The organism is Pseudonocardia sp. EC080619-01 (genome assembly GCF_001420995.1).
Classification (GTDB): Bacteria; Actinomycetota; Actinomycetes; order Mycobacteriales; family Pseudonocardiaceae; genus Pseudonocardia.
The window spans coordinates 2,544,273-2,568,595 of sequence record NZ_CP012184.1 but is presented as its reverse complement, the minus strand read 5'-3'; the positions used below and the strand labels follow the sequence as shown (position 1 = coordinate 2,568,595).

The following is a 24,323-nucleotide window of genomic DNA, read 5'->3' as shown; positions in this document are numbered from 1 at the left end:
GGCGTGCTGGCGCTCATCGGGTGTGTGCCCGGCGGGCTGGTGGTCGCGTGGCGGCGGCGGACCGGCGTCACACCCGCCCCGGGCTCACCGGGACCCGAGCGCCCGGAGGTGGTCGCCGAACCCGGCGACCAGGGCGTCGAGCACGGCCCGGCCCTTCCCCTCGGTCGCCAGCGAGGGCCTGCCGACGACGCCCGACCCGGAGTAGGCCTGCAGCCCGAGCGTGAGCATGTGCGGTCGCTCGTCGGCGTCGTGGTCGGCGCCGGCGAACCCGGGCCGGACGACGTCCGGCCGGGTGTGCAGCAGGATCGACGTCTCCAGCTCGCCGGCGTGCATGTCGGCGGAGTGGCTGGAGACCAGGCCGCCTGCGGCCCGGGCGGCCACCCAGTCGTCGCCGCCGGGGAACAACGCCATCGGCAGTGGCCCGGTCGAGGCCTCCTGGACGACGTTGCGCAGCACGTGGTTCCCGCCGTGCCCGTTGACCAGCACCAGCGCCGGGACGCCCGCCGCGCGCAGCGAGGCGGCGACGTCGCCGACGACCGCGGCCAGCGTGGTGGCGGAGATGCTCACCGTCCCGGCCCAGGCGGCGTGCTCGTGCGAGCAGGAGATCGCGACCGGGGGCAGGACCCGGACGGGGTACTCCTGTCCGAGCCGCGCGGCCAGCGACGTCGCGACGAGGGTGTCGGTGTCGAGCGGCAGGTGCGGCCCGTGCTGCTCGTGGCTGCCGACGGGCAGCAGCGCCGCGACGACGGGCCGGTTCTGCACGTCCACGGTGGTCTCGGTCGGGAGAAGATGCACGCGGACGAGGTTTCCACGGGTCCGCCCGCTGACGAAGGAGAGGCAGTGCACGATCCTCATCGCGACGGACCGGCCGAGGTCGCCGAGTCGCAGCTGACGACCCGGCACGGGACGTTCCGGGCGGTCGCGTTCCGCGAGCACCCCGGTGGGCCCGAGCACCTCGCGCTGGTGCTCGGCGATCCGGCGGAGGTGCCGGAGGTCCTGGTGCGCATGCACTCGGAGTGCCTGACCGGCGACGTGTTCGGCGCCCGGCGGTGTGAGTGCGGGGCCCAGCTGGCCTCGGCGCTCGACGCCGTCGCCGCAGCGGGGTGCGGGGTGATCGTGTACCTGCGCGGGCACGAGGGGCGCGGGATCGGCCTGCTGGCGAAGATCCGCACGCACACCCTGCAGGACGACGACGGCCTGGACACCGTGGACTCGGCCGTCGCGCTCGGCCTGCCGGTCGACGTCCGCGACTTCGGGGCGGCGGCCGTGGCGCTGCGGTACCTCGGTGTCGACCGGGTGCGGCTGCTGTCCAACAACCCGGAGAAGGCGTCGGCGCTGACCGGCAACGGGATCACCGTGACCGAGCTGGTGCCGTTGCTGGAACCGGTGGACGAGCACAACGTCCGGTACCTGACGGCGAAGCGCGACCGCCTCGGCCACCACCTGCCGCAGCTCGACGGCACCGGGCCGTGACGGGCTACGCGTCGTCGTAGGTGACGCGGACGCAGAGCGCCGGGGGCCCGCCGGCCGCCATCCGGGCCAGCACCGACGGCAGCTCGTCGAACCGGCACTCGCCGCCGATCAGCGCGTCGAACCGCGGGTCGGCGAGCAGCCGCAGGGCCAGCGCCATCCGCTCGCCGTAGCCGCGGCCGGCCCGGCGCGGGGACACCGTGCCGACCTGGCTGGAGCGCACGGCCAGGCGCCGGCTGTGGAACGCGCCGCCGAGCCCGATCTCCACCCGGCGGGTGCCGTACCAGCTGAGCTCGAGCACCTCGCCCTCCGGCGCGAGCAGCTCCAGCGACCGCTCCAGGCCCGCTCCGGTGGCGCTGGCGTGCACGACGAGATCGCAGCCGCCGGTCGCGTCGGCGGGGGCGGCGAACCCCACTCCGAGCGCCGCCGCCACCGGGGCGCGGTCCGGGTCGGGATCGACCAGCTCGACCCGGGCGCCGGGCAGCCCGGCCAGTACCGCGGCCACGCTGCACCCGACCATCCCCGCCCCGACGACGGCGATCCGGTCCCCGACCAGCGGGGCCGCGTCCCAGGCGGCGTTGACGGCCGTCTCCACGGTGCCCGCCAGCACCGCCCGGCCGGCGGGGACGTCGTCGGGGACCACGACGACGGCGTCCGCGGGGACGACGAACCGGGTGCGGTGCGGGTGCAGGCAGAACACCGTCCGCCCGACGAGCTCCGGCGGGCCCTCCTCGACGTCACCGACGGCGAGGTAGCCGTACTCGACCGGGGCCGGGAACTCGCCCTGCTGGAACGGCGCCCGCATCGTCGCGTACTCGCCGGGCGGTACCTCACCGCGGAAGACCAGGGTCTCGGTACCGCGGCTGATCCCGGTGAACCGGGTGCGGACCAGGACCTCGCCCGGTCCCGGGCCGGGCAGCGGGACCGTCCGGATCTCACCGCGGCCGGGGGCGGCGAGCCGGAACGCGCGGGCCTCTCGGGTCACGCCGGACGACCCTACCGGCGCGCTCGCGTACCGTCCCCACGGTGACGCGCGGCAGGCCGTACGTCCTGGCGTCGGTGGCGATGTCGCTGGACGGCTACATCGACGACGCGGGCCCCGCCACGCTCGTGCTCTCCGACGCCGTGGACCTGGACCGGGTAGACGGCGTCCGGGCGGAGGTGGACGCCGTCCTGGTCGGGGCGGGCACCGTGCGCAACGACGATCCCCGGTTGCTGGTGCGCTCGGACCGGCGCCGTGCGGAGCGGGTCGCCGCCGGGCGCGCGCCGTCGCCGCTGCGGGTGGTCCTCGCCGCCGCGGGGGCCGACCTGGACCCGTCGGCGACCGTGTTCACCGTCGACGCCCCGGCCCGGCCGCTGGTGTACGCGTCCGGGGCCGCGGTGCCCCGGCTGCGTGCCCGCCTCGGCGCGGTCGCCGACGTCGCCGACGGGGGCGACCCGCCCGACCCGGCGGCGGTGGTCGCCGATCTCGCCCGCCGCGGGGTGCGACGGCTGCTGGTCGAGGGCGGCGGCGTCGTGCACACCGCGTTCCTCACCGCGGGCCTGGTGGACGAGCTGCACGTGGTCGTCGCGCCGTTCTTCGTCGGGGACCCCCGCGCACCGCGGTTCGTGCACGACGGCGGCTTCCCGCAGGGGCCAGGGGCCCCGATGGAGCTGGTCGAGGCCCGGCCGATCGGCGACCTCGTCCTGCTGCACTACCGGGTGCGCCCGCCGGTCACCGGTTGAAGGCGGAGAGGAACCGGTCGCGGAAGTCCTCCATCGGCTGCACGGGCGCCGTCGGCGGCGGCCGCAGCCCGGGCGTCCAGCCCCAGCCGGCGATCCGGTCCAGGACGGCCTGGTCCCGGGTCACCACCGAGATCGGCACGTCCCGGCCCGCGTCCTGCCCGACGACCATCGGGGCGGGCTGGTGGTCGCCCAGGACCACCACGACGAGCCGGTCGTCGCCGAAGCGGCTCACCCAGTCGTAGAGGGTCTCCAGCGAGTACTCGGTCGAGCGCACGTAGTCCGCGCGGATCGCGGCCGGGTCGCCGGTCCAGATCGTGTCCCAGGCCCGCTGGTCGTGGGCGTACGGGGCGTAGGCCGACCCGTCCCCGACGCGGTCCCAGGGCAGCAGCGGCGGCACCGGGGACCACGGGGCGTGGCTGGAGGTCAGCGCGACCTCGGCCATGAGCGGGCCGCGGTCGGTGCGGCCGTACTCGAGCCGGTCGAAGGCGGACAGGGCGTACTGGTCGGGCATCGGCGACCAGCTGAACGGCGGGCCGCGGTAGCCGAGCCCGTCGAAGGCGTGCACCCGCTGGTGCCCGTAGAACGCCGCCTCCGGCCAGTCCCGGGTGGTCCCGGGCATCACGGCGGTGGTCTCCCAGCCGGCGTCGCGGAACGCCCGGGTGAGGGTGAGCCGGTCGGACCCGACGAGCTGCTGGTGCCGGGCCTGGTCGCCGATCCGCAGCCCGGAGAACAGGGTCGCGTGCGCCAGCCAGCTCCCGCCGCCGGTGACCGGGGAGGTGAGGAACCCGCTGCGGGAGGCGAACCCGGCGTCGGCGAGCCGCCGGTCGCCCTCGGCCAGGACCGGCCCGACGGACGGCGCCATGGCCGGGTCCTCGATGGCCGACCGTCCGTAGCTCTCGACGACGGCGAACACGACGTCCTTGCCCCGCAGGCCGGCGAGCAGCCGGTCGGCGGGGACGCCGGCCCAGTCGTCCTGCGCGGCCTCGGTGGAGAAGACGTACCGGTCGTGGACCGCGGACGGGATCTGCGAGGCCCGGTCGCGCAGCTGCGCGACGCCGTCGGCGGCGGCGATCGGGACACCGGGGACGAGCCGCCCGCCGGGTGCGGCCCAGACCACCAGCCACGCCGCGCCGAGCACGGCGGCGCAGGCCAGCGTGGTCCGCCGGTGCCGGGCGGCGAGCCGGCCCAGCCGGACGACGGCGCCCGCCGTCGCGACGACGAGCCCGAGCACGGCGAGCGCGGCGAGGACGGCGACGAGCGTCCCGGACCCGCCTGCGCCCTGCAGGAACTCGCGGGCGTTGCCCAGCAGCACCCAGTCCGCGACCGGGTCGAAGCTGCGGCCCAGCGCCACCCCGAAGCCGATGTCGAGCGCCTTGAGGAGCCCGAGCAGCGCGACCACGGTCCCCGCGACGGCCGCCGCGATCGCGCGCAGCCGCCCGGGCAGCACCGCGAGCAGGGCGATCCCGGCGACGGCCTCGACCGGGAGCCGCAGGAACGCCTGCGGCGCGAGGTGCGACGGGTCCCCGGGCAGCACGAGCAGGCCGGTCACCAGCGCCGCGGCGGCGACCGTGAGCAGACCCGCCGCCGCGACCCGCAACCGGACCGGGTGCGCGTCGACCGCGCGCCACCGCCACGCGACCGACGAGCCGAAGGACCAGAGCAGCGCCACCAGGGCGACGGCGAGCGCGACCGTCTCGACCGGCCGGGGGAGCAGCCCGGCGGCGGTCACGATCAGCACGACCCCCTGCACGGCGGCGACGACCTTCGCGGAGCGACGGACCGGCAGCTCCCCGTCCAGCCACGGCAGGATGCGCGCCGCACCGACGTAGGCGTAGCGCATCAGGCCCAGCGCCAGTACCCAGACCTCGCCCGACGTGGCGGTGACGTGCGCCGAGAGCACGAGCAGCAGCAGCGCGTCGGTCTCCATGTCGAACCGGGCGCCGAACGCGGTCGCGGTGCCGGTGCGCCGGGCGACGACGCCGTCCACCGCGTCCAGTGCCAGTGCCACCACGGTGAGCCCCACCAGCACGGCCTGGGCGAGGTCGTCGCGCCCGATCAGCGTGGCGGCACCGACGACGAGCGTGCCGCGGGCGACCGTCACCAGCCCGGCCGGTCCGAGCGTCGTCTCCCCGGCCCGGCGGGCGGCCCGCACCAGCAGCACCAGGATCAGCGCGGCGAGCAGCACGCCCGCCGTCGTCCGGAGGACGCCGGCGCCGGTGACCGCCGCCGAGCCCGCCAGCACGACGGCCAGCAGCGCGGTGGCGCCCGCGAGCTGCCGGACCAGCGGCGACGCGACGGCCGGGGACCGCTCGGGCCGGGCGATCACGACGGACCGGGGCCGTCGCCCGGCGCGGTCGGCGCCGCACGGGCGTAGACGTCGCCGGACCGGCCGAGCGGGCGCCTGCGGTCGAGCAGGGCCCTGAGCTCGTCGGCGTCCAGCCAGCGCCCGCCCGCGGTGGGGTCCCAGCGCATCGTCTCGACGGGGGAGTAGCGGTAGACGTACCGCCCGAGGGACTCGACCCGGTCGAGTGCGGTGAGGGCGGCGTCGTGCGCCGCGGGCAGGTACTCGAACGACAGGGCGGGCAGCGGGTGCGTCAGCCCGGCGAGCACGTCCGCCTCGAACCCCTCGACGTCGATCTTGCAGAACGCGGGGACGCCGTGCGTCGCGGCGAGCTCGTCGAGGGTGGTGACGGGCACCGGGACCGACTCGTCCCAGCGCACCCGTGCGAAACCGGCGTCGTCCGCGACGGTGCGGCGCCAGGTCTCCGACATCGACGACACCGTCGGCGTGGCACGGGAGATCCCGAGCCGCGCGGTGCCCGGCCGGGCACCCAGCGCGGCGGGCACGACCGTCACCTCCGGGTCGCGGTCGAAGAACAGGCGCAGCAGGCGCACGAAGTCGGGCTGGGGCTCGACCGCGACGACCCGCGCGCCCAGCCCGCGCCAGGCGCGCACCCGGTTGCCGGCGTGCGCGCCGATGTCGAAGGCCAGATCGCCGGGTCCCAGGAACTGCCCGTACAGAGCGCGCATCCGGCGTTGGCGGCCGGGGATGCCGTGGTAGGTCGCGAGGGAGCGGGCGATCCCGAATGTCCGGATCAGCACGTGGCCCGAGGGTAGTCGAGCGCGGGCCGTCCGGTGACCGCGAAGTGGCCGTACCGCGAACGGACGCGTCCGCCGGGCGGGGCCGGTCGGCCGTGCCCCCGGTCCGGCGGACCCGGCGGTGGGGACGCCCGGGTGGTCGGCGCGGCAGCCGGCGAACGGGGCTGGATCGGCCGGTCGCATCGGGACAGGAGGATTCGGACGTGCCGGGTGGGGCGGAGGACGGCGGCGCGTGCGTCCGGTCCGGGCACCCGCGCCAGGACCGGACGGGTGCGTTCCCGTGCCTCCCCGCGCGGCGTATGGCCCGGGACACAGTTCCGCCGCCCGTCGACGCCCGACGCCGCTCCGGGCGGTGAACGGTCCGTCCCTGAGAGTGGTGGCGCCGGATGGACGGACGTCTGTACTCCGGGTGGAGCGACCGGTCGCCGTTCACCTTCTCCCGGAGCCCGGACGCCGGTGACGTCTCTCAGGAACGCAACCTGATCTCGGGCCGGTTCCTATCGTCGGCGGCGCCGCATCGCGACCGCTCCCCCTCGAGTCGCGGCGGTGGCCGGGAACCCCCGCCCGGCCGGCTCCCCGAACCGGAAGTGACCCGATGACAGTCCGTCGTCCCGTGCTGCCCGGACGTGCCCCCGGCGTCCGTGTGACCGTAGCGTCCACCGCGCATCCCCGCCCGGTGCGCCCCCGGCCCGTGCCGCTGCGCGCGGCAGCATCCCGCACCGGCCACCCGCGGCCGATGCGTGCTCCGATCCTCGCCGGGCGTGTGCCCGGCGACCGGTGAGCCGCCCCGCCGCGCATCCGGTCACCGTGCCGGTGCGGCGGGACGACCCGCCGCCCGCCGACGCCTGGCTGGCGCACCGTCGCGCCCGGAGGGCCTGGGGATCCGTGCTGGTCACGGTCCTGGTCGGCCCCTCGGTGATCTGGATGCTCCGCTCGGGCCCGCAGCCGTTCATGCACCTGCTGTCGATGCTCACCGGGCTGCTGGCGCTGTCGGCGATGGTGATCGTCGCGGTGCTGCCGTCCCGGGTGCGCGGCCTGTCGGGCGCGCTCGGGCTGGAGACCCTGCTCGGCCTGCACCGCAGGCTGGGCGTGCTCGCCGGTGCGCTCGTCGCGCTCCACCTGGCCTGCGTGATCGCCGACCAGCCGGCCCGGATCGGCCTGCTGGTCCCGCTGTCCGCACCGGCGCGCGGCCAGGCCGCGACGGTCGCGACGGTCACCGTCGTGGTGCTGATCGTCCTCGCGCTGCGCGGGGTGCGGTCCGGCTCGCACGAGGTGTGGCGCTGGCTGCACCTCAGCCTGGCCGCCGTCGTGCTCGGCGGGTCCTGCCTGCACGTGCTCTGGCTGAACAACCTGGTCACCGACGCGGTGATGGGTCCGGTGCTCGCTGGCCTCGGCCTGCTGCTGATCGCCGTGCTGGTGCTGCGCTGGGGCATGCGTGCCGCGGCCGGCGAGTTCCGGGTGCACGTGGTGCGCCCGGAGAGCGCGACCGTCTCGACGCTGGTGCTGGCCCGCCGCGGTCGGCACACCGGCCCCTGGTTCCGGCCGGGCCAGTTCGCCTGGCTCCGGCTGGAGCGGATGTCGGTGGAGGAGCACCCGTTCACGATCGCGTCCTCGGCGACCGACGGCGGCCGGATCGAGTTCACCGTGCGGCACACCGGCGACTTCGCCTCCCGGCTGCGCGACCTGCGCCGCGGCGACCCGGTCTGGGTGGACGGGCCCTACGGCTCCTTCACCCCGGACGCGGTGCCCTCGACCGGGCTCGTGCTGATCGCCGGCGGGGTCGGGATCACGCCGATGATGAGCATGCTCCGCACCGCGGCCGACCGCGGCGACCCGCGGCCGTACCGGCTCGTCGTGCACGCCCGCGACCGCGCGGACCTGCTGTTCCGGTCCGAGCTCGCGTACCTCCGCACGATGCTCGACCTGCAGGTCACCGAGGTCCTGCGCCGCCCGGCGCCGGACTGGGGCGGGGCCACCGGGCCGATCGACACCGCCCTGCTGGCCGCCGTCCTGACCGACATCGACGACGAACGCCGGCGACTCGACTACTTCATCTGCGGGCGTCCGCAGCTGGTCACCGACGTCCTCACCACCCTGTCGACGCTCGGCGTCCCGGAGGACCGGGTGCACACCGAGCAGTTCGCCCAGGTCTGAGCCCCCCGAATCCCGAGGAGAAACACGTATGTCCCGCCGGATCCCCGGCCCGCTGCGCTGGTCGATCGTGGCCGCGCTCGCCGCGGTCGTGGCCGTCGCGCTGGCCCAGTCCTGGGCCTCGGTACCGGCTGCCGCCGGCACGGGCTGGACCCAGACGCAGTGGGGGCCGCTCGGCCCCGCCGACCGCGACCTGCTGGAGAAGGTGCGGCTCGCCGGGCTGTGGGAGGCCCCGACCGGCGAGCAGGCCCAGCAGCAGGCGAGCAGCGACGCGGTGCGCGACGTCGGCCAGAAGGTCGCCGTCGAGCACCACGCCCTGGACGAGATCGTCCGCGACACCGCGGGCAGGCTCGGCGTCCCGCTGCCCAGCCGCCCGAGCGACCAGCAGATCGGCTGGATGAACGACCTGACCGGCCGGTCGGGCGCCGACTACGACCGGCAGTTCGTGCAGATCCTGCGCTCGGCGCACGGGACGATCCTCCCGGCCATCGCGCAGGTCCGCTCCGGTACCCGCAACGAGATGGTGCGGCAGTTCGCCGCCGAGGCCGACGCCTACGTCACCCGGCACATCGGCTACCTCGAGGCGACCGGGATGGTCGACTACGCCGCGCTGCCCGCACCACCGGACCCCGTCTCGACCCGCAGCATGTCCGCCCTGGTCGTCCCGGCGATCGTCGTCGGGGTGGCGCTGCTCGCCGCGGGCGGACTGCTGATGACGCTCTACCGGCGCGGGAGGCCCGGCGGTGGCGCGGCCACGTCGGGCCTCCTCCCGGCCGGCGGGCTGATCCCGCGGCCGCGACGGGCCCGCGACGACGCCGCCGGTCCGCCACCGCGCCGGGCGGCACTCCCGGTCGGTCCGCCCGATCCGTGGGACGAGCTCGCGCACGTCCCACCCGCGCGGCCACGGCCGGACGGGGGTGCGGGCTCGCTCGACACCGACCCGTCCCTGCGTGAGCGCGACGGACCCGGGTCGACGGGGGCGTTCGGCCCGGCCGTCCTCGACACCGACCTGTTCACCCCCGACCGCCGGCACGCCGGACCCGACACGACCGACCCCGACCACCCGGACGCGGGCCCGCCCGGCCTCCCGCCGGACGGACCCGGAACCGCGTCCCACCGACACACGACCCACCGCGCCGGCCCGCGCCGCGCGCGGAACGTACCGAGGAGCCGTCACCGATGAGTCCAGCCTCCGCCAGCCGCCGCCGCATGATCGCGGCTGCCACCTTCGTCGCCTGCCTGCTCGTGGCGGGCCCGGCCGCCTACGCGGCCGGGGCCGCGACGTCGGACGGTGACGACCGCAGCACCTCCAACGTCGCCGAGTCCGGAGAGGGCGTCACCGGCGCCGGAGCGGGCTCCGGCGGTCACGACCACTCCTCGTCGGCCGACCCCACCCAGGACGGCGGGGACACCGGCGGCCAGGACGCCGGTTCCCAGGACGGTGGCTCCCAGGACGCGGCCGGCCAGGACGCCGCGGGCCAGGACGCCGCCGGGCAGGACGACGGCCAGGACGCCGGGGCACAGGGCGGCGCCGGTGACGCCGACGGCGCCGGCGGCGACGACGCCGCGGGCCGGGCCGACGGCCCGGACGGCGCCGCGGCCGCGCTCGACATCCTCGCCTCCGACTGCACGGGCAGCGGCCTGCAGCCGCACGACGGCTTCCAGAAGGCCCCGCGCTGCGTGTCGACCGAGTTCGGCGAGGTCGCCGCGGCCGACCAGAGCCCGTCGCTGCTGATCACCGACTCCCCGGACGAGGTCGCACAGGGCCAGGGGTTCTCGATGACCGTCAGCACCCGGAACCTGGTCCGTGACCGGTTCCTCGCGGCCGCCCAGGGCGGCTACTACGTCGAGTCGTCGCTGCTCAACGGCCAGGGCCTGCAGCGAGGGCACTTCCACACCGCGTGCCGGATGCTCCCGAACCCGGCCGAGGCGCCGGACTCCGCCCCTGACCCGCTGTTCTTCGAGGCCACCGAGGACGGCGCCGGCGGCAGCACCCCGGACGAGGTGAAGATCGACGTCCCGGGGATCCAGCAGTCCGGTGAGCTGCAGTGCTCGTCGTGGGCGGGCGACGGCTCGCACCGCACGCCGATGATGCAGCGGGCCAACCAGACCCCCGCGTTCGACTCCGTCCGGATCAAGGTCGGCTGACATGCGGATCTCCGGACCGGTACTGACACTGACCGCCGTCGGCGCGGTCGCCGCGGGGATGGTGGCGGCGAACGTCGTCCTCACCGCCGCGGCCGACCCGCCGTCCGTCGAGCAGGCCACCGGTGCGCCGGCGCCCCCGGCCGCGCCGCAGGGGCCCGCCCCGGCGGCCTCCGGCTCCGGTGGCGACGGCGGTGGGTACTGATGGGTTCCCGCGCACGGCACGCCGACCGCGACACCACCGACCCGGTCGGTTTCGCGCCGGTGCCGGGCGGCGGCGTCCCCCGTCCCCGCCGGCCCGACCACAGTGGTGGGTGGGCCGGTGACGACCGGGTCTGGCTCGAACCGGAGGCGGCCGCCCCCGCGCCGCGCCGGGGCCGCCGCAGGCTCCGGCCCGACACCGGCCGGGACCCCCACGAGGCACACCACCGGGCCGGCGGCGGGTACGACCCGCTCGGCCCCGGATGGGACGAGGGCGACCAGCACCTCGGGTTCGCCGACCGCTGGGAGGGCACCTCCACCCGGCGGAGCGGGGCGGTCGCCGGCGACCTCTTCGCGCCGGGCGCCCCGCGGAACGCCCCGGGCTCCGTCCGCGCGGACGCGCGGGCGTGGACCGGGGACCACGAGCCGGCCGGGGACCTCCCGCGCCACCCGGGACGGGACGCCGGGGCCCTGCGGCCCGGCCGCCCGCCCCGGGTCGCCGGTGCCCCGGCCGGCTCCCGGCCCCGCCGGGGCGGTCCACCCGTCCCGGACGACACGGCCGGGTGGGCCGAGGACGACCGCCCCGGGAACGACCGGCCCGAGGACGCGTGGGCCGGGGACGACCGGTGGGCCGGGGACGACCGGCACCGCGACGACCGCCGCCGGGGCAGGCGCCGCCACGACGAGCCCCGGTGGGCGGACGAGCCCGGCCGGGACGACGGGCCCCGGGACGACGGGCCCCGGGACGACGGAGCTCGGGACGACGGAGCCCGGGACGACGGAGCCTGGGACGACGAAGCCTGGGACGACGGGCCCGGCCGGCACGACGAGCCCGGCCGCGTCCGGACGCTCGACCGCCGCACCGCACCACCTGCCGCCGACCAGCAGGTCGAGCCGCAGGCGGCGGGCCCGTCGATCCGGGTCGTGCTGGTCGCCGTGGTCGTCGGGTCGCTCGTCGCGGTCGCGCTCGGCGTCTGGGCCCGCCAGCACGAGCCCACCGGCGTCGCGGTGAACCTCGCCGGGTTCTCCAGCGGCGTCGCCGTGAAGGCGTGGCTCGGGTCGCTCGCGCTGCTGCTCGCCCTGGTCCAGGGCGTGACCGGGCGGTGGGTGCTCCGCGGGTCACCGTGGACGGGGTTCGTGCACCGCTGGTCCGGGCGTGCGGCCGTCCTGGTGACGGTCCCCGTCGCCGTGCAGTGCCTGTACGCGTTCGGCTGGTCGGGTGCGACGACGTCGGCCCTGCTGCACTCGGTGCTGGGCTGCGCGTTCTACGGCGCGTTCGTCACGAAGATGCTGCTGCTGCGCCGGCCCGGCGTGCCGGGCTGGGTGCTCGCCGTCGCGGGCGGGTTGCTGCTCGCCGTACTCGCCGGCATCTGGCTGACCTCGGCGCTCTGGTTCTTCACCGACAACGGCCTGACCTTCTGACCGACGAGGAGACCTCATGTCCCCGATCACCCGGCACCGGCTGCTGACCGGCGCGGGCGCGGCGGCCGCGGCGTGCTGCGCCGCCGGCTGCGCCACCTACGGCACGCCACGGGAGTCCGGCCCCGCCCCGCCCCCGGCCGCCGCACCACCGGCCCCGGCGGGTGCGCAGCCGGAGCCGGCCGGGCAGGGGGTCGCGGCCACCGCCGACATCCCCGTCGGCGGCGGTCGCGTGTTCCCCGGCGACGCCCTCGTCGTCACCCAGCCGCAGGCGGGCACGTTCGTCGGGTTCGACGCCACCTGCCCGCACGCCGGATGCCTGGTCGACCAGGTGACCGACAGCGGCATCTCCTGCCCGTGCCACGGCAGCGTGTTCGCGACCGCCGACGGCGCCCCGCTGGAGGGCCCGGCGAACGCCCCGCTGGGGCGGCGCGAGGTCCGCGTGGAGGGCGACCGCGTGCTCCTGGCGTGACCGGCTGAGAGGACCGCGGGCGTTCGGACGACCGCACTGATCCGTCACGGCGAACGCCGTCCCGCTCGTCGTCCGGCCCGCTCCGCCCGACGGTTCCCGTCTCAGACGGTGGGAAACCGGACCCCACACCTCGTAGCGTCCCTGCCACCTGCACCGCGGCAGCTCCCCCCGACCCCGGCCCGCGGCCGACGACATTCCCCCCGGCGATGCTCCCCGCCGCCGGACGGCCCGTTCCCCTGGACGGCGCCGTCGTCGTCCGCGTGCCGGTGCAAGACCCGCCGTGCCCGGGACCTCGACCCCGGGCACGGCGGGACCCCTACCCCTCGGAGGCTCCCCATCTCCTCGCCCGACCCGACGTCCGGACCCACCCACGACCGGCCGCGCCGCCCCCGCCGTCGCGACCACGACGGCGAGCGCTGGCTCGACCGGCTCGGCTGGGAGGAGGCCCGGTGACCCGTCGGACGACGGTGGCCCAGAACCTCCCGCGGTGAGACTCTGTCGGCAACAGGCCGTCGCGGGCACGGCCCGGAGTGGGTATCCGGGCGTCAGCCCAGGGTGAAGGGGTCCCGGGTCCCGCCGGACAGCTCCACCCAGACGGCCTTCTCCTCCAGGTACTCGTCGACGGCGTGCACGCCGTTCTCCCGGCCCAGCCCGGACTGTCCGAACCCGCCGAACGGCACGCTCGGCGCCACCACCCGGTACGCGTTGATCCACACCGATCCGGCCCGGATCCGGCCTGCGACCCGGTGCGCGCGGTGCACGTCCTTCGTCCACACCGCCCCGGCCAGGCCGTACGGGGTGTCGTTGGCGAGTGCCACAGCCTCGTCCTCGTCGGTGAAGGTCAGCGCGGCGAGCACCGGCCCGAACACCTCCTCCCGGAACAGGGTGGACTCCGGCGTGACCCCGGTGACGACCGTCGGCTGCACGAAGTAGCCGCCCAGACCGGCGTCCGGTGCGCCGCCGCAGGCGATCGTGTTGCCCTCCGCGCGGGCCGTCTCCAGGAAGCCGAGGACCTTCTCGTACTGCGGGGCGTTCGCGACCGGCCCCATCTCGGTGTCCTCGGCGTTCGGGTCGCCGAGCCGGATCGTCGCGGCGCGCTCGGCGATCAGCCGGACCAGCTCGTCGTGCACGTCGGCGTGCACGATCAGGCGCGAGCCCGCCATGCAGGTCTGCCCGGTCGCGGCGAAGACGCCCGCGATGATCCCGTTCGCGGCCGCGGCGAGATCGGCGTCCGGGAACACGACCTGCGGCGACTTCCCGCCCAGCTCCAGGGTGACCTTGGCGATGTTCCCGGCGGCCGCCCTCGCGACCGCGCGGCCGGTCGCCGTCGACCCGGTGAAGGCGACCTTGTCGACGCCGGTGTGCGCGGCCAGGTGCGTGGCGGTGTCCCGGTCGTTCGTGGACACGACGTTCACGACGCCCGCGGGGATCCCGGCCTGCTCGATCAGCTCGGCGAACCGCAGCGTCGACGCCGGCGAGTGCTCGGACGGCTTGACCACGACCGTGCAGCCCGCGGCCAGCGCCGGAGCGAGCTTCCAGGTCATCAGCAGCAGCGGCGAGTTCCACGGGGTGATCGCCGCGACGACGCCGACCGGCTCCTTGCGCGTGTAGACCAGGTAGTTCGGGTTCGGCGACGGGATCTGGCGGCCCTCGATCGTCGGGGCGATCCCGGCGAAGTAGTGGTACCAGCCGCCCAGCCCGGTGAGCTGGCCGATCATCTCCCGGTAGAGCTTGCCGGAGTCGTTCACCTCGGTGCGGGCCAGCGCCTCGGCGTTCTCGGCGACCAGGTCGCCGAGCCGGCGCAGGCACGCCGCGCGGGCGAACGGCGTCATCGCGCCCCACTCGCCGTCCAGCGCGGAGCGGGCGGCCGCGACGGCGGCGTCGACGTCGGCTGGGCCGCCGTCCGGGACGGTCGCCCAGGGCTCACCGGTGTAGGGGTTCCCGGTCTCGAAGGTGGCCCCGGACGCGGCGCCGGTGGCCTTCCCGTCGATCAGCATCCGGAACGTCTCGAGCTCGGCCATCGTGGTCCTCCCAGCAGCGGCAGCGGTGGCGCGTCCGAGTCCAGACCTTACGAATCCGGGCCGCCCCGTGCAGCGGACGAACGGGTGCGCGGCGGGCAGGATGGGCCCATGGCACTGGATCTCCACCACGTCGTCGACGGCCCGGCCGATGCACCCGCGGTGCTGTTCGGCCCGTCGCTGGGCACCGACCTGCACCTGTTCGACGCCCAGGTGGCCGCACTGTCCGACCGGTACCGCTGTGTGCGGTTCGACCTCCCGGGGCACGGCGGGTCGCCGGACGCCGACGGTGACCTCACGATCGCCGACCTCGCGGCGGGCGCGCTGGCCGCCGCCGACGCGGCGGGTGTCACCGCGTTCCACTACGTCGGCGTCTCGATCGGCGGCGCCGTCGGGCAGTGGCTGGGTGTGCACGGCGGCGAGCGGGTCCGCAGCATCGCGGTCCTGGCCACCGCGGCCCGCTTCCCGAACCCCGACTCGTGGCCGCAGCGCGCCGCGACCGTGCGCGAGCAGGGGACGGAGGCGATGGTCGCCTCACGGCCGGGCACCTGGTACGTCGAGGACTGGGCCCGCCGGGACCCGGCGGGGGAGACGCGGCTGCTCGACATGCTGCGGGCCGCGAGGCCCGGGGGCTACGCCGCCTGCTGTGCCGCGATCGGCGCGTTCGACATCCGGGACGAGCTCGGGTCGGTGGCCGTCCCTGCGCTGGTGGTCGCCGGTGCGGACGACCCGGCCACGCCGCCGTCGTGCCTGCGGGAGATCGCCGACGGCATCCCCGGCGCCCGCTACGCCGAGGTCCCCGACTCGGCGCACCTCCTCAACTACGAGCGCCCCGCCGAGGTGGACGCCCTGCTCGCGGAGCACCTCGACGCGCAGGTCTGAGGCCCGCGCCGGATCCGCCGGGCCGGGTCAGCCCGCGGCGCGGGCGCGCCGTGCCCGGTAGGCGGCGACGTGCGCGCGGTTGGCGCAGTTGCCGGTGTCGCAGAACCGCTTCGACCGGTTGCGGGACAGGTCGACGAGCACGGCGTCGCAGTCCTCGCCCGCGCAGCGCCGGAGCCGGGACAGGTCGTCGCCGCGGACGAGGTCGACCACCGACATCGCGATCTCGGCGCCCATCCGGTCGGCCAGCGGCGCGTGCGGCGGGGTCACGTGCAGGTGCCAGTCCCAGCCGTCGTGGCGGGCCAGGTGGGGGCGGGCGTCGGTCTCGTCGAGGATCGCGTTGACCAGCGCCACCGTGCCGTCCCGGTCCGGGCCCTCGTCCTCGCCGGGGGCCGGCCACAGCGCGGTCAGGCGCTCCCGCAGCGCGCGGACCGCGGCCCGCTCGGCGCCGGTGCGCGCCCGGTCGCCGGTGTAGGGCTGCTCGGCCATCCACGCCTCGAAGGAGACCGGGTCGCCGAGCACGTCGGGCCGGTCGAGAGCGGTGTTCACCAGCGACGCGGCCGCCGCCAGCACGACCTGCGTGTCATGGGCGAATTCCATGTTGACCCCTGACATCGTCCGTTCCTAGTGTCAGGAGTCTATGAGTACTTCGGTCGTGACACGGGACCACGTGGTCCGCGGACTCGCGTGGGCGCTGGTCTCGGCGGCCGCGTACGGCTTCTCCGGCCCGCTCGGGGCGTCGTTCCTGGAGGCGGGCTGGTCGCCGGGCCTCACCACGCTGATGCGCATCGCGGGGGCCGCGGTGCTGCTGCTGCCGGTGGCGGTCGTGCTGGTCCGCCGGCACCCGCTGGACGGCCCGTCCGCCCGGAAGATCGTGGTCTTCGGCCTGTTCGCCGTGGCCGGGGTCCAGCTGTGCTTCTTCCACGCGCTGCAGCACCTCTCGGTGGGGGTGGCGCTGCTGCTGGAGTTCCTCGCCCCGGTGCTGCTGGTCGGCTGGACCTGGGTGACGACCCGGCGGACGCCGTCGGCGGTCACCCTCGCGGGCTGCGTCGTCGCGCTGGCCGGGCTGGTGTTCGTCGTCGACCCGTTCGGGCCGCAACAGGTCGACGTCGTCGGGATCCTCTGGGGCCTGGCGTCGGCGGTCTGCGTCTGCGTGTACTTTGCCCTGCCCGGCGGCGACGCCGAGGGGCAGGTCCCGCCGCTGCTGATGATCTCGGGCGGGATGCTGGTCGGCGCCGTGTCGCTCACCCTCACCGGGCTCGCCGGGATCACCCCCTGGGAGGTCGGTGCCCCGGTGGGCGAGCTCGGCGGTGCGCAGCTGGGCTGGCCGCTGCTGCTCGGGATGCTCGTGGTGCTGGCCACGGCCCTGCCCTACGTGACCGGGATCCTCGCGATCCGCCGCCTCGACACCCGGGTCGCGTCGTTCGTCGGGCTGTCCGAGGTCCTGTTCGGTGTGCTCGCCGCCTGGCTGCTCGTGGCCCAGGAGCCGACGCTCATGCAGCTGCTCGGCGGCCTGCTGATCCTCGGCGGGATCGTCCTGATCCGGCGGGCCGAGACCCGGGCCGCGGCGACGCCGAGCGAGGTCGCGGCCGAGGGCTGACCCCGGGCGTTCCCCGGCGCCCCGGACGTCGTTGGGCGGGTGTCGGCACGCTTCCCGGCCTGCCGCTCCACGACCGAGAACGAGGCCCGCGTGTCCGAGATCCGCTACGTCACCAGCTCCTTCTGCGTCCGCGGCGAGTGCGTCGAGGTCGCGGCGCCCGAGGGCGGGGTGCTGGTGCGCGCCACGGACCGCGCCGCGGGCGAGGTGTCCTTCACCGACGACGAGTGGACCGCCTTCGTGCAGGGCGTCAAGAACGGCGAGTTCGACCTGGACACCCTGCGCGGCTGACCGTGCCGGTCACCGGCCGAGCGCGTCGGTGAGCACCGCGACGCTGTCCCGTTCGGAGAGCGCCACGCCGAGCAGCTCGGTCCACACGTCCTCGTACCCCGCGACGGCCTGCGGGTCGTCGACGAAGGTGTCGCTGCCGGTGCCCTCGACGTTGACCACGCGCCGGTCGACCGACGGCTCGCGCGGATCGAAGATCGAGAACGTGCTCGTGGCGGTGGTCCAGCCGGCCCGGAACGGGACGATCTGCAGCGTGACGTTGGGCTGGGCCGCCCGCTCCAGCAGCGCGGCGACCTGGCCCCGCAGCACCTCGGGGTCCGCGCAGCGGTGCAGCGCCACCTCGTCCATCAGCACGTGCAGCTCCAGCGGCGGCGCGTCGGACCGGCCGGGGTCGATCACGTGCCGGCGGCCGGTGCGGAGGCGCACCAGGCGCTCGATCTCGTCCGGTGCGCGGCCGTCGAACACCCGGTTCAGGAGCAGGCGGGCGTAGTCCTCGGTCTGCAGGAGCCCGGCGACCGGGACGCAGTAGGTCCGTTTGGCCCGCGCCTCGGTCTCGTGCGAGATCAGCAGGTCGAGGTCCACCCCGGACGACGACGGCCCGAGCGGCTCCCACCACGCCGGGGACCGGGCCCGGTTCGCCCAGTCCAGGATGCGGTCGCGGTCCGCGGCCGGTGCCTCGTAGACGTCGAGCAGGTCGTGGACGTCGCGGAACTTGGTCTCGACCTGCCCGGTCTCGATCCGGGACAGCTTCGAGGCGGAGATCTCCAGCAGCGTCGCGATCTCGCCGAGCCGGCGCCGGCGTTGCACGCGCAGCTGCTTCAGCGCCCGGCCGAGCCGCTTGCGGATGACGACCGGACCGTTCGCCACGGTGACTCCCGATCTCCTCGCGTCCGGCCCCCGGGAGCCAGCGTACTGCGCGGGGCTCAGCCGTCCCAGGTGAACAGCGGGTCGCCGGGGCGGACCTCCCCGGCGGCGTGCTCGGCGGTGCCGTCGGGTTCGGACTCCATGAGGACGACCGGGCACACGGCGGGCAGCCCGCGCTCGCGGACGACATCGGCGTCCATCGTGACGACGGTGTCCCCGGCCGCGACCGCGTCGCCCTCGGCGGCGTGCACCTCGAACGCCGTCCCGCCGAGCTCCACGGTGTCGATCCCGAGGTGCACGAGCACCCCGGCGCCGTCGTCGCCGACGACGACGAACGCGTGCGGGTGGAGCTTCGCGATCGACCCCGGGATCGGGGCGACGACGTCGAGCCGGCCGGCGGCGGGCTCGATCGCCACGCCCGACCCGAGCATCTGCTCGGCGAACACCGAGTCCGGGACCGTGGACAGCGGCGCGACCCGGCCGGCCAGCGGGGCCGTGACCCGCACGGTCACAGCAGGTCCGCGATGTCGTCGGCGATCATGTCCGCCTGCGGTCCGACGACGACCTGCACGACCGTCCCGGACACGACGACGCCGTGCGAGAGCTTCGTCAGCGCCTCCCGGTCGACGAGCGCCGCGTCGTGCACCTCGGTGCGCAACCGGGTGATGCACCCCTCGACCTCCGCGACGTTCGCCGCGCCGCCGAGTCCGGCGAGGATCGCCGCCGCCGTGTCGTCCGCCATCGCGAACACCTCCGAACAGCTCAGTCGTTGACACCCATCGGTGTACAGCGAAAGGTTCCGGAGATCCCCGGTTCCCGACCCCGAGGTTAACGATGACCGCCACCTCCGCCGAGAACCGGCGCGGACTCGCCGGGCTGCAACGTCTCGGCCGCAGCCTCATGCTCCCGATCGCGGCGCTGCCCGCGGCGGGACTGCTCAACCGCCTCGGCCAGGACGACCTCCTGGGCCGGTTCGAGTCGATGTCCACGGTCGCGACCGTGATCGGCGCCGCCGGGTCGGCGCTGTTCGACAATCTCGGACTGATCTTCGCCGTCGGGATCGCGATCGGCTGGGCGAAGCGCGCGGACGGCTCGACGGCGCTCGCGGCCGTCGTCGGGTACCTGGTGCTGCAGGGCGTGTTCGAGGCGATGAGCCCGCTGGTGCTGCCCGGCAGGCTCGACCCGGACGGCGCCCAGGAGCTGATCGACTACGGCGTACTCGGCGGCATCCTGGTCGGGCTGATCGCCGCCGTCCTCTGGCAGCGCTACCACCGGATCAAGCTCCCCACCTACCTGGCGTTCTTCGGCGGGCGGCGGTTCGTGCCGATCCTGACCGCGGTCGTCGTCATGCTGCTGGCGGCCGGGCTCGGCCTGCTCTACCCGCTGTTCGACGCCGGCCTCACCGCGCTCGGCCAGGCGATCACCGCGAACGCCGTGATCGGCGGCGGGATCTACGGGTTCGCCAACCGCATGCTCATCCCGCTGGGCCTGCACCACATCCTGAACTCGGTCGTCTGGTTCGTCATCGGCGACTACGACGGCGCCCGCGGCGACCTCAACCGGTTCTTCGCCGGCGATCCGGACGCCGGCATCTTCATGACCGGCTTCTTCCCGATCATGATGTTCGCGCTGCCCGCGGCGGCGCTGGCGATCTGGCACGAGGCGCGCCCGGCGAACCGGAAGGTCACCGGCGGGATCATGCTGTCGGTGGCGCTGACCGCGTTCGTCACCGGCATCACCGAGCCGCTGGAGTTCGCGTTCGTCTTCGTCGCCTGGCCGCTGTACGTGATCCACGCGGTGCTCACCGGCACCTCGCACATGCTGGTCAACGCGCTCGGGATCCACGACGGCTTCACCTTCTCCGCCGGCGCGATCGACTACGTGCTCAACTTCGGGCAGGCGACGCAGCCGCTGCTGCTGATACCGATCGGGCTCGGGTACGCGGTGGTCTACTACGTCCTGTTCCGGTTCGTGATCCGGCGCTGGAACCTGCGGACGCCGGGCCGGGAGGAACCGGAGGAGCCGGATGGTGCGGGGACCCCGGCGCGGCCGGGCCGGACCGAGGGGGAGACACCGTGAACGCCGAGCGCACCGCCGTCGTCGCGTCGGAGGTCGGACTGCACGCCCGCCCCGCCGCCGTCTTCGCGCGGGCGGCGAAGGACACCGGCCTGCCGGTGACGATCGCCCTCGACGGCGGGGAACCGGTCGACGCGACCAGCGTCCTGTCCGTGCTGACGCTCGGCGCCGGGCACGGGCAGCGGGTGACGCTGCGGGCCGAGGGTGACGGCGCGGCCGCCGCCCTCGACCACCTGGCCGGGCTGCTGGAGTCGACCGGCTGAACCGCCGGGATCAGCTCGCGACGGCCTGCTTCAGGGCGTCGGGCACCGGGTTGTCGATCGTCTGTCCGTCGACCTTCACGGTCGGGGTGCTCTGCACCTCGGCCTGGAACGCCTGCTGGGTGATGCTCTGGGCCCACGGCTCGAACCGCTCGTCCTCGATGCACGAGGTGACGTCGCCCTGCGCGCCGGCCTGCTGCGCCAGCTGGGCCATCTGCGCCGTCGTCAGGCCCGCGTCGCGCTCCCGGGGCTGGTTCTCGTACATCAGCTTCTCCCACTGCGGGAAGGCCCCGGCCTCGGCGACGCAGCCCGCCGCGGCGGCCGACCGGGAGGAGAAGCGGTCCGGTGAGGTGTTGTCCAGGATCGCGATGGGGTGGTAGATGACCTCGGCCTGCCCGGAGTCGCGCAGCTCGTCGATCGTCGACCCGGAGAGCTGCTGGAACTGCTTGCACGCCGGGCACTGGAAGTCGAGGTAGATGTCGATCTTCTTGGCGGCCGCGGCGTTGCCGGTGGAGATCCCCTGCGCGGTCGCGTTCTGCGGGACGACGACGTCCGCGGGCTGGTTGTTCCAGAACACCCCGAACCCGACGACGGCCGCGAACGCGACGACGACGACGGAGCCGATCACCGTGGCCTGCGACGGACCCCGTTTCGCCGTGAGCGGGTTCTTCGACGGCGGAGCCTTCCGCTTCCCGGCCATCATCGGTCCTCCTCGCGCATCCTGGTCACCCCACCCTTGTACCCCTCGCCGGTCCGGTCGCCGCCCCGGGGTGGGTGGGCACGAGCCCGGGTGGGCGTTGTTTGACTTCGTGTAGAACCATGGAGACGTGAGTACCGACAGCGACGTCCGAACGGTCGAGCTGCGGATCGACGGCATGACCTGCGCCGCCTGCGTCGGGCGGGTCGAGCGCAAGCTCGGCAAGCTCGACGGCGTCCGCGCGACCGTCAACCTCGCGACCGAGCGTGCGGTCGTCGAGCACCCGCCGGGCACGCCCGTCGAGACGCTGGTCGAGACGGTGCGCAAGGCGGGCTACGGGGCCACCGAGCTGCGCCCCGCCTCCGGCGACACCGGCGACGCCGCGACCTCCGACGACACCGCGCTCCGCAGGCTGCGGACGCGGATGGCCGTCGCGCTCGTCCTGTTCATCCCGCTCGCGGACCTGTCGCTGGCGATGTCGCTGGTCCCGACGCTGCGGTTCCCGTTCTGGCAGTGGGTGGTGGTCGCGCTCGCGCTGCCGGTCGTCGGCTGGGCGGCGTGGCCGTTCCACCGGACCGCGTTCACGAACCTGCGGCACGGCACGACGTCGATGGACACCCTCGTCTCGCTGGGCGTCATCTCGGCGTCGGCGTGGTCGCTGGGGGAGATGGCCTTCACCGACACGCGGACCACGTTGACCGGGTGGGACGCGGTGCTGCACCCGTCCGGGCCGCTGTACCTGGAGGTCGCGGCGGGCGTCACGACGTTCGTGCTGGCCGGGCGCTACTTCGAGGCGCGGGCGCGGCGCACCGCGGGCCGGGTGATGCGCTCGCTGGCCGCGCTCGAGTCCGACGAGGTCACCGTCCTCGTCGACGGGACGGAGACGACCGTCCCGGTCGGACGGCTGCGCGCCGGCGACCGTTTCCTCGTCCGGCCGGGTGCGCGCATCGCCGCCGACGGCGTCGTGGAGACCGGGCGGGCGGCCGTCGACACGAGCGCGATGACCGGGGAGCCGGTGCCGGTCGAGGTCGGCCCCGGCGACGCCGTCACCGGCGGCACGATCCCCTCGGGCGGACGGCTGGTGGTCGTCGCGGAGCAGGTCGGCGCCGACACCCGGCTGGCCCGGATGATCGCCGCCGTCGAGCGGGCGCAGACCGAGAAGTCCGCGACCCAGCGGCTGGTGGACCGGGTGTCGTCGGTGTTCGTGCCGGTGGTGCTCGGGCTGGCGCTGCTGACGCTGGGCGGGTGGCTCCTCGCGGGCGCCGGCTGGGCGGGCTCGCTGGGGCCCGCGATCGCCGTCGTGATCATCGCCTGTCCGTGTGCGCTCGGCCTGGCGACCCCGACCGCGCTGATGGTGGCCACCGGGCGCGGTGCCGAGCTGGGCATCTTCGTGAAGGGCTACCGGGCGCTGGAGACGACCCGGGCCGCCGACACCGTCGTGCTGGACAAGACCGGGACCCTGACCACCGGCCGGATGACCGTCGCCGACGTCGCGACGGCCGCCGGGACCGGTGCGGACGAGCTGCTCGCCCGCGCGGCGGCCGTCGAATCCGGCTCCGAGCACGCCATCGCCGCCGCGATCCGCACCCGGGCCGCCGACCTCGGGCTGAGCGTGCCCGCGCTCGACGACTTCGCCGCGCTGCCCGGGCTCGGCGCCCGGGGCACCGTCGACGGCGTCACCGTGACGGTCGGCCGTCCCCCGGCCGACGCCGGTGGGCTCGCCGACCGGCTGGCCGGCTGGGAGGCGGCCGGGCACACCGTCGTCGCGGTGCACGTCGGGGAGGCCGACGGGCCCGATCCGGGGGAGCTCGCCGGCCTGGTCGCGCTGTCCGACCCGGTCAAGGAGTCGGCACCCGTCGCGGTCGCCGAGCTGGTCGCCGCGGGCCTGCGCCCGGTCCTGCTGACCGGCGACCGGCCCGCCGCGGCGCACGCCGTCGCCGCGGCCTGCGGGATCACCGAGGTCGTCGCCGGGGCACTGCCCGACGGCAAGGTCGACCACGTCCGCGCGCTGCAGGAGCAGGGCCACACGGTCGCGATGGTCGGCGACGGCGTGAACGACGCCGCCGCGCTCGCCACCGCGGACCTCGGCGTCGCGGTCGGCTCGGGCACCGACGTCGCGCTGGAGGCCGCCGACGTCGTGCTCGTCCGCGACGACCTGCGGGTGCTCCCGGCGACCGTCGAGCTCGCCCGGGCCACGATGGGCACGATCCGCGGCAACCTGTGGTGGGCGTTCGGCTACAACGTCGCGGCGATCCCGGTCGCGATGGCGGGGCTGCTCAACCCGCTGCTGGCCGGGGCGGCGATGGCCGTGTCGTCGTTCCTGGTGGTGACGAACAGCCTGCGCCTGCGCCGGGCCGCGAGCTGGGCCGACGAGACCCTCGGCGGCCGGCGCGACCCGGCCGCCGACGAGGAGTCCTACGTCGAGGCCCCCGCCTGATCCTCCGCGGCCCGCGACACTGGTCCGGGACACCACGGAGCCCTACGGTTCCGCCATGAGCAGCTACACCGTCCAGCGGCGGGTCGTGGTCGGCGCCCCGGCCGAGCGGGTCCACCGGCTCGTCGCCGACCTCCGCGAGTGGCGGGCGTGGTCGCCGTGGGAGGGCCTCGATCCCGCCCTGGAGCGGGAGTACTCCGGTCCGGAGCAGGGCGTCGGAGCCCGCTACGCCTGGTCGGGCAACCGCAAGGCGGGCCGCGGCACCATGGAGGTCACCGGCGTCGCCGACGACCGGATCGACATCCTCGTGACCTTCGAGAAGCCGTTCCGCAGCACCAGCACGTCGACGTTCCTGCTGGCGCCCACCGGTGACGGCGCCGGTGCCACCGACGTCACCTGGCGGATGACGGGGGAGCAGACCGGGCTGGCCGCGGTCGTCGGCAGGGTCGTGCCGATGGACCGGCTGATGGGCGGGGACTTCGAGCGCGGCCTGTCCCGGCTCAAGGCGGTCGCCGAGGCGGGCTGACC

25 protein-coding genes are annotated in these 24,323 nt (G+C 75.6%); 15 read left to right on the top strand and 10 right to left on the bottom strand.

Annotated elements, in window-relative coordinates:
* Nucleotides 1-84: 84 nt before the first annotated feature.
* On the bottom strand, nt 85-795 hold the full coding sequence (locus AD017_RS33370; RefSeq protein WP_029239742.1) for a creatininase family protein: 711 nt from the start codon (nt 793-795) through the stop codon (nt 85-87).
* Between AD017_RS33370 and AD017_RS12045 the strand changes: the two genes are divergently transcribed.
* Nucleotides 790-1,473, top strand: a complete 684-nt coding sequence (locus tag AD017_RS12045) for a GTP cyclohydrolase II (protein WP_082399574.1) — start codon at nt 790-792, stop codon at nt 1,471-1,473. The two genes, AD017_RS33370 and AD017_RS12045, sit on opposite strands and share 6 nt — an antisense overlap.
* Nucleotides 1,474-1,477: 4 nt before the next feature.
* On the opposite strand, the gene AD017_RS12040 is transcribed toward AD017_RS12045, so the two are convergent.
* Nucleotides 1,478-2,455 (bottom strand): zinc-binding alcohol dehydrogenase, encoded by a 978-nt coding sequence (locus tag AD017_RS12040; RefSeq protein ID WP_060574282.1) that lies wholly within the window; start codon nt 2,453-2,455, stop codon nt 1,478-1,480.
* 41 nt (nt 2,456-2,496) lie between these two features.
* On the opposite strand from AD017_RS12040, the gene AD017_RS12035 reads away from it, so the two are divergent.
* Nucleotides 2,497-3,195 carry a dihydrofolate reductase family protein gene (locus AD017_RS12035; protein ID WP_082399200.1) on the top strand — a complete coding sequence of 233 codons (699 nt, stop codon included), beginning with the start codon at nt 2,497-2,499 and terminating at the stop codon, nt 3,193-3,195.
* Here AD017_RS12035 and AD017_RS35795 read toward each other — a convergent pair.
* Together AD017_RS35795 and AD017_RS35300 are read right to left on the bottom strand one after the other, a co-directional pair.
* Nucleotides 3,185-5,521 carry a CDP-alcohol phosphatidyltransferase family protein gene (locus AD017_RS35795; protein ID WP_082399199.1) on the bottom strand — a complete coding sequence of 779 codons (2,337 nt, stop codon included), beginning with the start codon at nt 5,519-5,521 and terminating at the stop codon, nt 3,185-3,187. The two genes, AD017_RS12035 and AD017_RS35795, sit on opposite strands and share 11 nt — an antisense overlap.
* The gene (locus AD017_RS35300) at nt 5,518-6,297 is read right to left on the bottom strand and encodes an FkbM family methyltransferase (protein ID WP_060574281.1); all 780 of its coding nucleotides are present in this window, start codon (nt 6,295-6,297) and stop codon (nt 5,518-5,520) included. The genes AD017_RS35795 and AD017_RS35300 overlap by 4 nt, the downstream gene beginning before the upstream one ends.
* Nucleotides 6,298-7,071: 774 nt before the next feature.
* On the opposite strand from AD017_RS35300, the gene AD017_RS12020 reads away from it, so the two are divergent.
* Genes AD017_RS12020 through AD017_RS11995 form a run of 6 tightly spaced genes read left to right on the top strand, consistent with a single transcriptional unit; the run spans nt 7,072 to nt 12,682 of the window.
* A complete protein-coding gene (locus tag AD017_RS12020; protein WP_010233214.1) occupies nt 7,072-8,448 on the top strand; it encodes a ferric reductase-like transmembrane domain-containing protein in 1,377 nt (458 codons plus the stop codon).
* Between the two features lie 28 nt (nt 8,449-8,476).
* The gene (locus tag AD017_RS12015; protein WP_060574280.1) at nt 8,477-9,628 is read left to right on the top strand and encodes a DUF4142 domain-containing protein; all 1,152 of its coding nucleotides are present in this window, start codon (nt 8,477-8,479) and stop codon (nt 9,626-9,628) included.
* Nucleotides 9,625-10,593 (top strand): Pecanex-like protein 1, encoded by a 969-nt coding sequence (locus AD017_RS12010; protein WP_145982732.1) that lies wholly within the window; start codon nt 9,625-9,627, stop codon nt 10,591-10,593. The genes AD017_RS12015 and AD017_RS12010 overlap by 4 nt, the downstream gene beginning before the upstream one ends.
* A gap of 1 nt (nt 10,594) precedes the next feature.
* On the top strand, nt 10,595-10,795 hold the full coding sequence (locus tag AD017_RS12005) for a hypothetical protein (RefSeq protein WP_060574278.1): 201 nt from the start codon (nt 10,595-10,597) through the stop codon (nt 10,793-10,795).
* The gene (locus AD017_RS36225; protein WP_227012728.1) at nt 10,795-12,213 is read left to right on the top strand and encodes a DUF6529 family protein; all 1,419 of its coding nucleotides are present in this window, start codon (nt 10,795-10,797) and stop codon (nt 12,211-12,213) included. Before AD017_RS12005 ends, AD017_RS36225 begins: the two co-directional genes overlap by 1 nt.
* Before the next feature lie 16 nt (nt 12,214-12,229).
* On the top strand, nt 12,230-12,682 hold the full coding sequence (locus tag AD017_RS11995) for a Rieske (2Fe-2S) protein (protein WP_060574277.1): 453 nt from the start codon (nt 12,230-12,232) through the stop codon (nt 12,680-12,682).
* A gap of 545 nt (nt 12,683-13,227) precedes the next feature.
* Here AD017_RS11995 and AD017_RS11990 read toward each other — a convergent pair.
* A complete protein-coding gene (locus AD017_RS11990) occupies nt 13,228-14,703 on the bottom strand; it encodes an aldehyde dehydrogenase (protein ID WP_060574276.1) in 1,476 nt (491 codons plus the stop codon).
* A gap of 108 nt (nt 14,704-14,811) precedes the next feature.
* Here AD017_RS11990 and pcaD point away from each other — a divergent pair, with 108 nt between their 5' ends.
* Entirely contained in the window at nt 14,812-15,582 is a 771-nt protein-coding gene (pcaD, locus tag AD017_RS11985; protein WP_060574275.1) for a 3-oxoadipate enol-lactonase, read from the top strand.
* Nucleotides 15,583-15,609: 27 nt separating this feature from the next.
* On the opposite strand, the gene AD017_RS11980 is transcribed toward pcaD, so the two are convergent.
* On the bottom strand, nt 15,610-16,179 hold the full coding sequence (locus AD017_RS11980) for a CGNR zinc finger domain-containing protein (protein ID WP_060574274.1): 570 nt from the start codon (nt 16,177-16,179) through the stop codon (nt 15,610-15,612).
* A 55-nt stretch (nt 16,180-16,234) separates the two neighbouring features.
* Here AD017_RS11980 and AD017_RS11975 point away from each other — a divergent pair, with 55 nt between their 5' ends.
* Entirely contained in the window at nt 16,235-17,179 is a 945-nt protein-coding gene (locus tag AD017_RS11975; RefSeq protein WP_060574273.1) for a DMT family transporter, read from the top strand.
* 39 nt (nt 17,180-17,218) lie between these two features.
* Nucleotides 17,219-17,467, top strand: coding sequence for a DUF397 domain-containing protein (locus AD017_RS11970; protein ID WP_010226554.1), 249 nt, complete (start codon nt 17,219-17,221; stop codon nt 17,465-17,467).
* 9 nt (nt 17,468-17,476) lie between these two features.
* Here AD017_RS11970 and AD017_RS11965 read toward each other — a convergent pair whose 3' ends face one another.
* From AD017_RS11965 to AD017_RS11955, 3 genes are read right to left on the bottom strand one after another with little or no spacing between them, the layout of a single operon-like run.
* Nucleotides 17,477-18,331: a helix-turn-helix transcriptional regulator gene (locus AD017_RS11965; RefSeq protein ID WP_010226556.1), complete on the bottom strand. Its 855-nt coding sequence runs from the start codon at nt 18,329-18,331 to the stop codon at nt 17,477-17,479.
* A gap of 56 nt (nt 18,332-18,387) precedes the next feature.
* Complete coding sequence (locus AD017_RS11960; protein WP_010226558.1) at nt 18,388-18,840, bottom strand: PTS glucose transporter subunit IIA; 453 nt, start codon at nt 18,838-18,840, stop codon at nt 18,388-18,390.
* The gene (locus tag AD017_RS11955; protein WP_029239312.1) at nt 18,837-19,070 is read right to left on the bottom strand and encodes a glucose PTS transporter subunit EIIB; all 234 of its coding nucleotides are present in this window, start codon (nt 19,068-19,070) and stop codon (nt 18,837-18,839) included. The genes AD017_RS11960 and AD017_RS11955 overlap by 4 nt, the downstream gene beginning before the upstream one ends.
* 92 nt (nt 19,071-19,162) lie before the next feature.
* Here AD017_RS11955 and AD017_RS11950 point away from each other — a divergent pair, with 92 nt between their 5' ends.
* A complete protein-coding gene (locus tag AD017_RS11950) occupies nt 19,163-20,407 on the top strand; it encodes a PTS transporter subunit EIIC (protein ID WP_010226562.1) in 1,245 nt (414 codons plus the stop codon).
* Nucleotides 20,404-20,667, top strand: a complete 264-nt coding sequence (locus AD017_RS11945) for an HPr family phosphocarrier protein (protein ID WP_060574272.1) — start codon at nt 20,404-20,406, stop codon at nt 20,665-20,667. Before AD017_RS11950 ends, AD017_RS11945 begins: the two co-directional genes overlap by 4 nt.
* A 10-nt stretch (nt 20,668-20,677) precedes the next feature.
* On the opposite strand, the gene AD017_RS11940 is transcribed toward AD017_RS11945, so the two are convergent.
* The gene (locus tag AD017_RS11940) at nt 20,678-21,364 is read right to left on the bottom strand and encodes a thioredoxin domain-containing protein (RefSeq protein ID WP_168172278.1); all 687 of its coding nucleotides are present in this window, start codon (nt 21,362-21,364) and stop codon (nt 20,678-20,680) included.
* Nucleotides 21,365-21,491: 127 nt separating this feature from the next.
* Between AD017_RS11940 and AD017_RS11935 the strand changes: the two genes are divergently transcribed.
* Together AD017_RS11935 and AD017_RS11930 are read left to right on the top strand one after the other, a co-directional pair.
* The gene (locus AD017_RS11935; protein WP_060574270.1) at nt 21,492-23,798 is read left to right on the top strand and encodes a cation-translocating P-type ATPase; all 2,307 of its coding nucleotides are present in this window, start codon (nt 21,492-21,494) and stop codon (nt 23,796-23,798) included.
* A 55-nt stretch (nt 23,799-23,853) separates the two neighbouring features.
* Nucleotides 23,854-24,321, top strand: coding sequence for an SRPBCC family protein (locus tag AD017_RS11930; protein ID WP_010225747.1), 468 nt, complete (start codon nt 23,854-23,856; stop codon nt 24,319-24,321).
* Nucleotides 24,322-24,323: the final 2 nt, after the last annotated feature.

Bases quoted from the DNA above. Each gene is read 5' to 3' on its own strand.
- pcaD (WP_060574275.1), top strand. From the start codon at position 14,812: ATGGCACTGGATCTCCACCACGTCGTCGACGGCCCGGCCGATGCACCC.
- AD017_RS11940 (WP_168172278.1), bottom strand. From the start codon at position 21,364: ATGGCCGGGAAGCGGAAGGCTCCGCCGTCGAAGAACCCGCTCACGGCG.
- AD017_RS12010 (WP_145982732.1), top strand. From the start codon at position 9,625: ATGAGTCCAGCCTCCGCCAGCCGCCGCCGCATGATCGCGGCTGCCACC.
- AD017_RS11980 (WP_060574274.1), bottom strand. From the start codon at position 16,179: ATGGAATTCGCCCATGACACGCAGGTCGTGCTGGCGGCGGCCGCGTCG.
- AD017_RS11930 (WP_010225747.1), top strand. From the start codon at position 23,854: ATGAGCAGCTACACCGTCCAGCGGCGGGTCGTGGTCGGCGCCCCGGCC.
- AD017_RS11995 (WP_060574277.1), top strand. From the start codon at position 12,230: ATGTCCCCGATCACCCGGCACCGGCTGCTGACCGGCGCGGGCGCGGCG.
- AD017_RS11955 (WP_029239312.1), bottom strand. From the start codon at position 19,070: ATGGCGGACGACACGGCGGCGGCGATCCTCGCCGGACTCGGCGGCGCG.
- AD017_RS12005 (WP_060574278.1), top strand. From the start codon at position 10,595: ATGCGGATCTCCGGACCGGTACTGACACTGACCGCCGTCGGCGCGGTC.
- AD017_RS11990 (WP_060574276.1), bottom strand. From the start codon at position 14,703: ATGGCCGAGCTCGAGACGTTCCGGATGCTGATCGACGGGAAGGCCACC.
- AD017_RS12015 (WP_060574280.1), top strand. From the start codon at position 8,477: ATGTCCCGCCGGATCCCCGGCCCGCTGCGCTGGTCGATCGTGGCCGCG.
- AD017_RS12045 (WP_082399574.1), top strand. From the start codon at position 790: ATGCACGCGGACGAGGTTTCCACGGGTCCGCCCGCTGACGAAGGAGAG.
- AD017_RS36225 (WP_227012728.1), top strand. From the start codon at position 10,795: ATGGGTTCCCGCGCACGGCACGCCGACCGCGACACCACCGACCCGGTC.
- AD017_RS11950 (WP_010226562.1), top strand. From the start codon at position 19,163: ATGACCGCCACCTCCGCCGAGAACCGGCGCGGACTCGCCGGGCTGCAA.